8 protein-coding genes are annotated in these 11,715 nt (G+C 59.8%); 5 read left to right on the forward strand and 3 right to left on the reverse strand.

Annotated features, from left to right (window positions below):
- Nucleotides 1-20: 20 nt before the first annotated feature.
- The 3 genes from era (at nt 21) to ABD937_RS06185 (ending at nt 2,725) form a co-directional block, all read left to right on the forward strand.
- Nucleotides 21-890, forward strand: coding sequence for a GTPase Era (gene era, locus ABD937_RS06175; RefSeq protein ID WP_345254293.1), 870 nt, complete (start codon nt 21-23; stop codon nt 888-890).
- Between the two features lie 171 nt (nt 891-1,061).
- Entirely contained in the window at nt 1,062-2,378 is a 1,317-nt protein-coding gene (gene der, locus ABD937_RS06180; protein WP_345254295.1) for a ribosome biogenesis GTPase Der, read from the forward strand.
- Between the two features lie 89 nt (nt 2,379-2,467).
- Nucleotides 2,468-2,725, forward strand: a complete 258-nt coding sequence (locus tag ABD937_RS06185; protein WP_345254297.1) for a hypothetical protein — start codon at nt 2,468-2,470, stop codon at nt 2,723-2,725.
- Nucleotides 2,726-2,795: 70 nt separating this feature from the next.
- On the opposite strand, the gene ABD937_RS06190 is transcribed toward ABD937_RS06185, so the two are convergent.
- The 3 genes from ABD937_RS06190 to pafA all read right to left on the reverse strand — a co-directional run bounded on the left by ABD937_RS06190 (nt 2,796) and on the right by pafA (nt 9,188).
- Nucleotides 2,796-4,988, reverse strand: a complete 2,193-nt coding sequence (locus ABD937_RS06190) for a DUF4954 family protein (protein ID WP_345254299.1) — start codon at nt 4,986-4,988, stop codon at nt 2,796-2,798.
- 426 nt (nt 4,989-5,414) lie between these two features.
- On the reverse strand, nt 5,415-7,250 hold the full coding sequence (glmS, locus tag ABD937_RS06195; protein WP_345254302.1) for a glutamine--fructose-6-phosphate transaminase (isomerizing): 1,836 nt from the start codon (nt 7,248-7,250) through the stop codon (nt 5,415-5,417).
- A 315-nt stretch (nt 7,251-7,565) separates the two neighbouring features.
- Nucleotides 7,566-9,188, reverse strand: a complete 1,623-nt coding sequence (pafA, locus tag ABD937_RS06200) for an alkaline phosphatase PafA (protein WP_345254303.1) — start codon at nt 9,186-9,188, stop codon at nt 7,566-7,568.
- Nucleotides 9,189-9,270: 82 nt separating this feature from the next.
- Between pafA and ABD937_RS06205 the strand changes: the two genes are divergently transcribed.
- Together ABD937_RS06205 and ABD937_RS06210 are read left to right on the forward strand one after the other, a co-directional pair.
- Nucleotides 9,271-10,077, forward strand: a complete 807-nt coding sequence (locus ABD937_RS06205; protein ID WP_345254305.1) for a Cif family virulence factor — start codon at nt 9,271-9,273, stop codon at nt 10,075-10,077.
- Nucleotides 10,078-10,272: 195 nt separating this feature from the next.
- The gene (locus ABD937_RS06210) at nt 10,273-11,535 is read left to right on the forward strand and encodes an aminotransferase class I/II-fold pyridoxal phosphate-dependent enzyme (protein WP_345254307.1); all 1,263 of its coding nucleotides are present in this window, start codon (nt 10,273-10,275) and stop codon (nt 11,533-11,535) included.
- Nucleotides 11,536-11,715: the final 180 nt, after the last annotated feature.

Raw genomic sequence — 11,715 nt, forward strand, 5'->3', positions numbered from 1 at the left:
CCCGCGTTACCTTTGAAGCCATGAAGGTCGGATTCGTCAACATATTCGGAAAGCCCAATGCGGGCAAGAGCACCCTCCTCAATGCGCTCATCGGCGAGAAGCTCGCGATCGTATCGCCCAAGGTGCAGACTACCCGCCACCGCATCAAGGGCATCATGACCACCGACGCCTACCAGATCATCTTTTCCGATACGCCCGGCATCATCGGCGAAACGAAATACAAGCTGCACGAGCGCATGATGGGGGCGGTAAAGAGCGCCCTGGAGGACGCGGACGTGGGCGTGCTCCTCGTTGACGTGCAGGACAACCTCGAGGAGAACGACGCCATTTTTAGTACACTGCGGCTCCGTGTGCCCTGTGTGCTGGTGCTCAATAAGGTCGATAAGGCAAAGAAGGAGCAGCTGGATCAGGCGCTTGCCTTTTTCACCGGGAAGCCCTATGCCAAGCGCATCGTGACCCTTTCCGCGCTGACGCAGAATGGGGTGCCGGCGCTGATGGAGGCCATTACCGACCTGCTGCCCGAGGGCGACCCCTTCTATGCCGAAGACGAGCTCACCGACCTGCCGGAGAAGTTCTTCGTGGCCGAGATGGTACGGGAGAAGATCTTCCAGTACTTCGAGGACGAGATCCCGTACCAGGCCACCGTGCTCGTGCAGGAGTTCAAGCACAAGAGTACGCTCATCAAGATCGGCGCTATCATCGTGGTGCAGCGCGAATCGCAAAAGGCCATTATCCTGGGCGAAGGCGGCCGCATGATCAAAAAGATCGGCTCGGAGGCGCGCCGCGATATCGAGAAGTTCGTCGGGCAAAAGGTGTTCCTGGAGCTCTTCGTGAAGGTGCGGCCCAAGTGGCGCGAGAATGACCTTTTATTGAAGGAATACGGTTACTGAGCCCGGGGTTTCCCTTTATGAGCTAAGTTTTAACGCTTCGCGGGAGCCCGCCACAAGCGGGGCATTGCCCGGTTTTTGCAGCGCCCTCCCTGTGCGTAGAAGCGCCTGTGGGCCTGCATTGCGGCCCGGAAGCCTTATTTTTGCACCCTTAATCACTTTTTTAGGCATCTTATGGCTGGATTTACCGTCGCGATCGTGGGCCGTCCCAACGTGGGCAAAAGCACCTTTTTCAACCGTCTGCTCGAGCAGCGCAAGGCTATCGTGGAAGACACCCCCGGCGTCACCCGCGACCGCCAGTATGGCGTGGCCGAATGGAACGGTAAGTCCTTCAACGTCATCGATACCGGAGGCTTTGTGGCCGACTCCGAGGATGTGTTCGAGCGCGAGATCCGCAAGCAGGTCGCCATCGCCATCGATGAAGCGAGCTGCATCCTGTTCGTGGCCGACGCCGCCACCGGTATCACCGATCTCGACTCCAATATGGCCGACCTCCTGCGCCGCTCCACCAAGCCGGTGTTCCTGGTGGTGAATAAGGTAGACAACAACGAGCGCCTGCTCGAGGCCGCCGAGTTCTACAGCCTGGGCTTCGACGAGGTGCACTTCATCGCCGCCATCAGCGGCTCCGGTACCGGCGACCTCCTCGACGAGGTAACGGCGCTTATTCCCGACGACAACGAGGACGAGATGAGCGAAGAGGCCGCCCTGCCCAAGTTCGCCATCATCGGCCAGCCCAACGTGGGCAAGTCGTCGCTGCTGAACGCGCTCGTGGGCGCCGAGCGTACGATCGTGAGCGACATCGCCGGCACCACCCGCGACACGATCCATACCCGCTACTCCCTGTTCCAGAAAGACTTTATCCTGATCGATACCGCCGGCATCCGCCGCAAGGCCAAGGTGCACGAAGACCTCGAGTTCTACTCGGTGATCCGCGCCATCAAGGCCCTCGACGAGGCCGACGTGTGCCTGCTGCTGCTCGATGCCGAGAAAGGCATTGCCGCGCAGGACCTCAACATCTTCAGCCTTGCTGCCCGCAAAGGCAAGGGCGTGGTGGTGCTTGTGAACAAATGGGACCTCGTGGAAAAGCAGACCAACACGGCGCGGGACTACGAGAAGGTGCTGAAGCAGCGCCTCGCGCCGTTCAGCGACGTGCCGATCATTTTTATTTCCGCCAAAGACAAGATCCGCATTTACCAGGCCATCGAAACGGCGATCCAGGTGTTCGAGAACCGCAAGCGCCGTATTACTACGTCCGAGCTGAACGAGGTGATGCAGAAAGCCATCGCGGCATACCACCCACCGGTGGTGCGCGGGCATTCCATCAGCATCAAGTATGTAACGCAACTGCCTACGGCGGTGCCTTCGTTCGCCTTCTTCTGCAACTTCCCCGAGGAGGTGAAGACGCCGTATAAGAATTATCTCGAGAACCAGCTGCGCGCCAACTTCGAATTTACAGGTGTGCCTGTCCGTATCTTTTTCCGCAAGAAGTAATGTGTATAATTTTCATCGGTGGAAATTTGGAAATGTCAACTGAGCCGTTACCTTTGCGCCCAATTAGTTAACTAAAACCAATAAACAAGATGAAAAAGGTATTTGCCGTTCTGGCGATCGCCGGCACCCTGGTTGCCTGCAACAGCGGTTCTGAGAGCACGACCACTAACGACTCTACTTCTACTACGACGACGAACACGGATTCTGCTGCTAACGCAACTCCGGCTGCTCCCGTAACGCCCGACACGACTGGCGCTGCTGGTTCTGACACGACGATGAAGGCTGGCGACACTACCAAGACTTCTACGACGACTTCTACGACGACGACTGCTCCTGCTGGTCACTAATCGTATCGTTGTACCGATAAAAAAGGCCCTTCGCAAGAAGGGCCTTTTTTAATGATGGTATTCTACCGGTTTACTTCCAGAGCCGCGCAAGCGTGTTGCGAAGTGTTTCGAGTTCTTCGCGCTGCTGGGCGATAAAGCTGTTCTCGTCGAGGTGTCCGATCACTTCGTTCATTTCGGCGTCTGTTTCATACACCATCTTGCGGAAGGGGTTCTCGTAATCCTTGGCGCGTGCGCGGAAGATGCCGGCCACCATCCACTCCTTTGTGCGGAGCACTTGCGGCAGCAGGCTGTTGAAAACGGTTTCATTGAATCCGTCCATACCGATCTCCAGCTGTTCCAGCAGGCAGGCCAGCGCATGGGCGCGCTTTTGTTCCGCGTAGCGGGCGCCCTCGGCTTCGTAAAGGGCGTGTACCGCCTTCCAGCTCTCCAGCGTGCCATTCTTAATGCCGGCGATCAGGCCCTGTACGGTGTCATCCGACATCAGCTGGCCGCCGACGTTGTGCCAGTGTCCACGGGCAGGCATTGCCGGTAGTGCGGCCTTTAGTGCATCGAATGAGGTCAGTCCTTGTTCCTGCTGCAGCGATAACAACTGCATCACGGCATAGTACACCACGAGCTCGCGGTAGATCCGGTAGGCTTCGGGCACCTTGGTGAGCAGGGTCATACGCCCGGCGTTCTCGAAGCCGTAGGCACGGATGCCGGCCTTGAGCCCGGATGTGTCGCCCTGCAGCGCCACGCGTCCTTCCTGCTCCAGCTCGGCATCGCTGAGGCCGCCGGCGTCGCCGTTGCGCTGGTGCAGCGCGGTGAAGCGCTCGAGGGTACGGATGGCCGTCATCACCTCATTCATGCTGTCGGGGGCCAGGAAGTCGTACTCGATATACTGCCGCTTGCGCGTGCGCTTGTCGCGGTCTACGTATTTATACGCATTGCGGGCGAGGGCGTACATGTTGTACTGGAACCAGTAGGCCGGCATCACCACGAGGCGGTTGTTGCCTTCGTCGTTGGATACAAGACTGAAGGGAAGCGTGATGTTGAGCTCGGAGCTGTAGGCGCCCTTGGCGATGAGGGTGAAGCAGGCGAACTTGGAATTGTGCTTCAGGCTCACGCAAAGGCCCGGCCAGAAGCCACGTCCGGCCACGATCTCGCCGTCGGCGGCGCGGCTGTTGTGGTTGGAGCCGATGGTGGCACCTGCGGCCATATTGCTCTGGCCCATGATGAGCGCGGCGCAGAGGAACGAGTTGTTGTGGTGCTGCTCGTGCGCGGGGAAGATGAGCGAATTGAGCACCTCGCAGCAGGAGATGGTGGCGTTGTTGCCCAGGTACGAGTTGATGAGGCGCGCGCCGTACTTGAGCTGCGAGTGCGACGCCATCACGAAGCGCACGGCCTTGACGCCGTAGAACACGCGGCAGCCGTAGCCCACGATGCCGTTCACGAGCTCGCAGCCTTCACCCACCTGCGACATCGCATCGGGAGCGGAGTTGATCGTCAGGTTTTTCAGCTTGTTGGCGCCTTTGATATACGCATCAGAGCCGAGCCATACGTCTTTGATAATAGAGGTGTTCTTGATCACGCAGCGGTCGCCGATCTTGCCGTAGTAGCCGCGCTGTGCGTCGAAGCGCAGCTGCGTCAACTCCTTGAAGCGGTCCATCAGCGCCTTGTCGGCACGGTAGTGGGCCCAGAGCCAGGCGTCGCCGGGCAGCATGCCGTTGAAAGGAATGATCTTGCGGCCGGCGTTCTCATTGCAGACCTCCAGCCATACGCGCACCGCTTCGTCCTCGCCCTCTTTAAGAATACCGTTGCCGAACTTGGCCTTTTGGGTCGTGTGCAGCTCGTGGATGTTGAGCAGCAGCACCTCGTTGCCGATGATGTAGTTGGCGAGGTACTTCACGTTGTCGACCACGACGTTGTCGCCGAAATCGCAGGAGATGATGGTGCTGTTGTACAGGCCCACCGGGTGGGTCACGTTGTGGTGCTGCAGGGCGAGCGACTCGAGCTTGCCGATCCGCACGAGGCCGAAAAACTTACAGTTTTTGACAAGCTCCGGGTTGAAGAGGTCCGACACCTGGATCTTGTTCCAGTCGTCGGAGGTATTGTTGTTGCGCACGAGCACCTCGATCTCGTAGGCGCTGAGGTTGCGGTAGCTGATGCCGCTGCGGTTCTGCAGGTTGCGCAGGTGGTATTCGTCTTTTCCCTCGGGCAGGAAGGCCGGGTCGATAAAGCCATAGCCGATGGCGGAGACTGCCAGTTTGCGGATCTCGTTCATGGGCCGAAAGTAGGGAAGAACGTTTATTTGTCTATTGGTCTATTAGTTTATTAGTAGGCGCGCCTCTATGCAGCATCGTTTATTTTTAAGGAATATCTTACCAGCGGCAGCCTCACCTACGTAAAGCCAAGCGCAGTAAGTGATCATCCGCATCCATCCAATCCGATCCGTACAATCTACTTTTCTTCTCGACCGGCACCAATTCCAGAACAGGGGCGTCGCTTTGTATCGGCCTTATCGTACCAGAAAGTCGTACCCGTGCGAGGCCGCCCGACGCGAGGCAAACAGCAATCTTATGGATCGTCCTTGAATATCGTATCAGATCCGTTAAATCTGCGTTCCTTCTCTCCCTAATGCCCGTGAAAAAGGGAAGCCATTACTGACCTCCCTTCGTTATTCGATATTCCTTGTTAAGCGGTTGTCCTCTTATTCTACCGTCACGCTTTTCGCGAGGTTACGCGGCTTATCCACGTCGAACCCTTTGGCCACGCCGATGTGGTAGGCGAGGAGCTGCAGCGGGATGCAGTTCAGCATCGGGGCAAGGATCTCATCGGTCTCCGGTACCACGATCACATCGTCGGCGAGGGCGATGCTCTGCTTGTCGCCTTCGTTGATAATGGCCACCACGCGGCCTTTGCGGGCCTTGATCTCCTGCATGTTGGAGATCACCTTCTCGTGGTAGGAGTCTTTGGTGGCGATGAAGATGACGGGCAGCTCGGAGTCCACGAGGGCGATGGGACCGTGCTTCATCTCGGCGGCGGGATAGCCTTCGGCGTGGATGTAGGAGATCTCCTTCAGCTTCAGCGCGCCTTCGAGGGCAACGGGGAAGTTGTAGCCGCGACCGAGGTAGAGGCAGTTGGTCGCGTCCTTGTATTTCTCGGCAAGCGCCTTGATGGCGTCGTTCTGCTCGAGGATCTTGGCCACCTTCTCGGGGATGGCGTTGAGCTCGCGCACGAGCTGCAGGAAGCGCTCGTGGGTGATGGTGCCTTTTTCGAGGGCCACTTTCAGCGCCACCATGGTGAGCACGGCGAGCTGTCCGGTAAAGGCCTTCGTGGACGCTACACCGATCTCCGGACCGGCGTGGGTGTAGGCGCCCGTGTCGGAGAGGCGGGCGATGGAAGAGCCCACTACGTTCACGATGCCCATGATGATGGCGCCCTGCTTTTTGGCGTTCTCGATAGCCACGAGCGTATCCGCGGTCTCACCACTCTGCGAGATGGCGAGGATCACGTCGCCGGGGGCGATCACGGGGTTGCGGTAGCGGAACTCGGAGGCATATTCCACTTCCACGTTGATGCGGCACAGTTCCTCGAAGATGTACTCGGCTACGAGGCCGGCGTGCCAGGAGGTGCCGCAGGCCACCATCACGATACGGTTGGCGTTCGTGAGCTGCTCGGCATACTTGGAGATGCCGCTCATGGTGATGGTGCCCTTATCCGCATCGAGGCGGCCGCGAAGGCAGTCGTGGATGGTGGTGGGCTGCTCGAAGATCTCCTTCAGCATGAAGTGGTCGAAGCCGCCCTTCTCGATGGCTGCGAGCTCCATGTCGAGCTTCTGGATGTACGGCGTCTGGCGCTCGTTGCCCAGGTTCTTGAGGATCAGCTCGTCGGCCTTGATGATGGCGAGCTCGTAGTCGTTCACGTATACGACTTCCTTGGTGTATTCGATGATGGGAGAGGCGTCGGAGGCGAGGAAGTGCTCATTCTTGCCGATGCCGATCACCAGCGGGGAGCCTTTGCGGGCGGTGATGATGGTGTCGGGCGTGTCCTGGTCCATGAGCACAATCACGTAAGCGCCTACGACGCGCTTCAGCGCTACGCGCACGGCCTCTTCGAGGGGGCAACCGAGGTTGTTGCGGATGTCTTCGATGAAGTTGAGCAGCACCTCGGTGTCGGTGTCGCTGTGGAAGACGTAGCCTTTGCGCACGAGGTCTTCTTTGAGCTGCGCGTAGTTCTCGATGATGCCGTTGTGGATCATGGCGAGCTTGCCGGAGGCCGAGAGGTGCGGGTGGGCATTGCGGTCGTTGGGCTCGCCGTGGGTGGCCCAGCGGGTGTGGCCGATGCCGATATGGGAGTGCAGGTTCTTGCCTACGAGGGTTTCCTCCAGGTCGGCCACCTTGCCTTTCTTCTTGTACACATTCAGGTTCTGGTCCAGGAGGGCCACGCCGGCACTGTCATAGCCGCGGTATTCCAGGCGCTTCAGGCCCTTCAGAATGACCGGGTAGGCTTCGCGAGGTCCGATATAGGCGACGATTCCGCACATAGAGGGTAAGAGGTTTTAATTAAGTGGGCGAAATTCACGAAAAACCGCCACATATCCAAAGGGCGCCCAACGGGCGCCCTTTGGGATCTCAGATGTGTGATCTCAGATTTCAGATTTAGCTCCGCTGTCCGGGCATTTCCTTCTGCCGCAGGTCTTTCTTTCTGCGGCGGCTTGCAAACAATGTTATTCAGTACAAGAGCAGCACTCGGGTGCTCAATACGCGCCAGTATTTATTCCGAGAGCTCCCTGCGTGCGTCAGCCACAGATCCCAGATTCCAGATCCGAGATCCCAGATCTGAGATCTGAGATCTGAGATCATCGTATGACTTCCGCGATCGGCATCCCGATGCAGGCATTGGGGGCCTGGATGCGCAGCAGGGCGGCCAGCGTGGCGGCGATGTCGGTCATGTAGGTTTCGCGGCCGAGGCGCCCGGCCTTCATCTTCCAGCCGAACCAGACCAGCGGGATATGCGCATCGTAGGGGTAGGGGGCGCCGTGGGTGGTGCCCGTGGTGCCGCCCCAGTCGAACCACTGCGGCTTGAACACGAACTGGATATCGCCGCTCAGCACCTGGTTATAGCCGTTGAGGATCATGTCCTTGATCCGCGGGGGCATCGTGGCGGCGCCCAGGTTCTCCAGGTCCACCACGCGGGCCATGCCGGAGCGGCGCATCAGCTCGTCCATCACGAAGTTCTTCACGGCCTGGCGGTCGGCGCCGGCGCGGCGGATAGCGTCATGGTCGAGGTATACCTGGAAGTTGATCAGCGAGCGCACGGGACGGACGATATTAAAAGCGCGGCCGGTAACGGCATTGAGGCTGTCCATCAGCTTGCGGTCGTCGATGCGGCCGGCCGGGATGCGGTTGGCCGTGGCGTAGCCCGGCGAGTGGGCGGCTCCGTGGTCGGCGGATAGGAAGAGGAGGTACTGTCCCTTGCCCACGTTCGCGTCGAGGAACTGCAGGAAGGCGGCAATGTCGCGGTCGAGGCGCAGGAAGCAGTCTTCCGCCTCAATGGAGTTGGGGCCGAAGGTGTGGCCGATATAGTCGGGGCTCGACAGGGAGATCGCGAGGAAGTCGGTGAAGTTGCCTTTTCCTAGTTTTTCAGCCGTCACGGCCGCCTTGGCGAACTCGAAGGTGTAGCGATTGCCGAAGGGCGAGTGGCGGAAGGCTTCCATAGCCACGTTGCCCTTCAGGGTGTCGGTGCGGTGCGGGAAGGTATTGGAGCCGCCGGGCAGCACACCTTCCCAGGGAGTGGCGTCGGCGGTGCTGTTGGCGTACGTACCGATCGGGTAGAGCGTGTTCCAGTTCTCTTTCAGGTAGTTCTCCGGCAGTGCCCGGGCATTGAAGGCCTGCACCCAGGCCGGCAGCTCTTTAGTATAGAAGGTGCTCGTGATCCAGCCGCGCGACGTATTGTCGAACCAATAGGCGCCGTTGGCCGTGTGGCCGCCGGGAAGGATGGCGCCGCGGTCTTTGAGCGCGATGGCGATCGTTTTGTTGCGGAAGTTGGACGCGAGCCGCAGCTCGTCGGTGACGGTGCTGGCCCAGAGGTTCTTCGGCGACATCTTCCCCCACTTCGAGGGGGTGCCCACGCTTTGCACCGAGGTGTCGTTGGTGCAATACATAGTGGTGTCGAGGCGGCGGTCCCACCAGGTGTTCGAGATGATACCGGTGAGGGCGGGCACGCTGCCGGTATAGATGCCCGCATGGCCGGGGGCGGTGTAGGTGGGGGTATAGGGTATGAGCGTGTTCTCGCAGCTGAAGCCTTCCCGGAGCAGGCGCTGGAAGCCGCCGGAGCCGTAGCGGTCCGCATAGCGGTAGAGGTAATCCCAACGCATCTGGTCCACCACAAGGCCCACCACCAGCTTCGGACGCTGGGGTGCCTGCGCGTGGGCGCTGAGGATCGTGAACAAGGCAAAAAAGGCAAGCAGGAGGCGGGTCATGTTCGGAAATTAGGGCGTGAAATTAGGCAGCGAACCCCAGAGCCGGAGAATCGGGTTGAAAAATACGGGTTAACTTTAGGTCATGAACATACGCCTGGTCCTGCTTATCCTGCTTCTGAACACCGGCGCCCGGGCTCAGCGGGGCGCCTCGCCAATGGTGGAAACCGAGGTGCGCTTCGCCGCCCATTCGGTGGAGCACGGCACCCGCGCCGCTTTCCTGGCCTTCATGGACACGGCCGCCATCATGTTCGAAAAGGGCGTGGCGGTGAAGGCCTATCCCATGTGGGAGGCGCGCCCTAACAACCCCGGGGTGCTCCACTGGATGCCGGTGATCAACGAGCTGGCGGCCTCGGGCGACTGGGGCTTTACGCTCGGCCCCTGGACCTTCCAGCCCAGAACGGAGCAGGATTCGGTGGTGGCCCGCGGGCACTTTATCACGGTCTGGAAGCGCGGCGCCGACGGCAGCTGGAAGTTCATCTTCGATTGCGGCACCGACAGCGGCGACGAGTCGCTGCACCTGCTTTACACCTTCAACGCCCCGAAAACGAGGGGTACGGTGGAGTCGCTGATGGCGGCGGAGCGCCTCCTCGACGGGCGCCTCCTGCTGGGCGATACGATGGTGCGCCGCCGTTTCCGCTCGCCCTCCTCAGCATTCTGCCGCGAGGCGCGCCCCATTGCGCTGATGCCGCGGGAGCAAGACACCCTGCTGGCCGCCCTGCCCGCCCGCATCGCCTTCAGCCCCGTAGGCCATATGATCGCGCCCAGCGGCGACCTTGCCGTGGTCTACGGCACCATCGCCGGCGCCAGCGGAAAGCCCGAGCCCTACGTCCGCATCTGGCGCCACGAGGCCGCCGGCTGGAAGATCGCGGCGGAGCTATTGAGGATGTGAGATCTCAGATCTGGGATCTTTGATCTGCTTGCGCCCCGCTAACACGATCGGCTGGAGATCAAAGATCCGAGATCACAGATCTGAGATTAATCTAATGTCTTACCTTCGCGGCAATTTTTTACGCCCTCCGCCCGTGGTGCCGTCCTTGTTTTGACCCCGGGCAGGCGGGGGGATAACCTTAAACCCCGTTTCAATATGGCAGATATCTTTGAGCGCCTGGTAAAGAATTATGGTCCCATCGGGCAGCACCGCGAGCGTGCGCATGGCTACTTCGCCTTCCCCAAGCTGGAAGGAGAGATCGGCAGCCGCATGAAGTTCCGCGGCAAGGACGTGATCGTGTGGAGCCTCAACAACTACCTCGGGCTGGCCAACCACCCCGACATCCGTAAGGCCGACGCCGACGGCGCCGCCGCCTATGGCCTCGCCTACCCGATGGGCGCCCGCATGATGAGCGGCAACTCCAACTACCACGAGCAGCTCGAGCAGGAGCTCGCCGAATTCGTGAGCAAGGAAGATGCCGCCCTCCTCAACTTCGGCTACCAGGGCATGGTGAGCATCATCGACGTGCTGTGCTCGCGCCACGACGTGATCGTGTACGACGCCGAAAGCCACGCCTGCATCATCGACGGCCTGCGCCTGCACCCCGGCCACCGCTACGTGTTCAAGCACAACGACCTCGAAGACTTCGAAAAGCAGATGGACCGCGCCACTGCGCTTGTTGATAAGAACAAGCAAGGCGGCATCCTCGTGATCACCGAGGGCGTGTTCGGCATGGCCGGCGACCAGGGCAAGCTCAAAGAGATCATCGGTCTCAAATCGAAATACGACTTCCGCATCCTGGTAGATGATGCCCACGGCTTCGGTACGCTGGGGGATACCGGCGCCGGCGCCGGCGAGGCCCAGGGCGTACAGGACGGCATCGACCTGTATTTCTCCACCTTCGCCAAGTCGATGGCCTCCATCGGCGCCTTCGTGGCCGGCGACCGCCAGATCGTGGATTATATCCGCTACAACATCCGCTCGCAGATCTTCGCCAAGAGCCTGCCCATGCCCATCGTGCTCGGCAACCTGAAGCGCCTCGAAATGCTCCGCTCGATGCCCGAGCTGCGCGAAAAGCTCTGGAAGAACGCCCTTGCCCTGCAGGCAGGCCTCAAGGAGCGCGGCTTCGACATTGGCAACACCGACACGATGGTGACGCCGATTTATATGAAGGGTGGGGTAGAAGAGGCCACCGCCATGGTGATGGACCTCCGCGAGAACTACGGCATTTTCTGCTCGATCGTGGTATATCCCGTGATCCCGAAGGGACATATCATCTACCGCCTCATCCCGACGGCCGCCCACACCGAGGCCGATATCGAGGCAACGTTGAAAGCCTTTTCCGAGACCAAGGCCAAGCTCGACGCCGGTGCGTATAAGGTGGAAGCCATTCCGGATATGGCGGAAAGCAAGGCGTAAGTCAAGGCATCGTAAGATAAAGAAGCGATTCTTACCGCTAAGAAAAGAAGAAGCTAAGGTATTCGCTAAGGATAGGGTCCCGCCTCACGGCGGGACCTTTTTTTGTGTTTTGTGTCCGGTGTTTTCATCCGTGGCAGCCTGTTCCTTTTTGTCGTCACTACCCCTGTTCCATAGTGGGAT

Source organism: Flaviaestuariibacter amylovorans (assembly GCF_039541815.1).
GTDB lineage: Bacteria > Bacteroidota > Bacteroidia > Chitinophagales > Chitinophagaceae > Flavisolibacter > Flavisolibacter amylovorans.

Coding starts and splice junctions, on each gene's coding strand:
- era (WP_345254293.1), top strand. CDS start 21: ATGAAGGTCGGATTCGTCAACATATTCGGAAAGCCCAATGCGGGCAAG.
- der (WP_345254295.1), top strand. CDS start 1,062: ATGGCTGGATTTACCGTCGCGATCGTGGGCCGTCCCAACGTGGGCAAA.
- ABD937_RS06185 (WP_345254297.1), top strand. CDS start 2,468: ATGAAAAAGGTATTTGCCGTTCTGGCGATCGCCGGCACCCTGGTTGCC.
- ABD937_RS06190 (WP_345254299.1), bottom strand. CDS start 4,988: ATGAACGAGATCCGCAAACTGGCAGTCTCCGCCATCGGCTATGGCTTT.
- glmS (WP_345254302.1), bottom strand. CDS start 7,250: ATGTGCGGAATCGTCGCCTATATCGGACCTCGCGAAGCCTACCCGGTC.
- pafA (WP_345254303.1), bottom strand. CDS start 9,188: ATGACCCGCCTCCTGCTTGCCTTTTTTGCCTTGTTCACGATCCTCAGC.
- ABD937_RS06205 (WP_345254305.1), top strand. CDS start 9,271: ATGAACATACGCCTGGTCCTGCTTATCCTGCTTCTGAACACCGGCGCC.
- ABD937_RS06210 (WP_345254307.1), top strand. CDS start 10,273: ATGGCAGATATCTTTGAGCGCCTGGTAAAGAATTATGGTCCCATCGGG.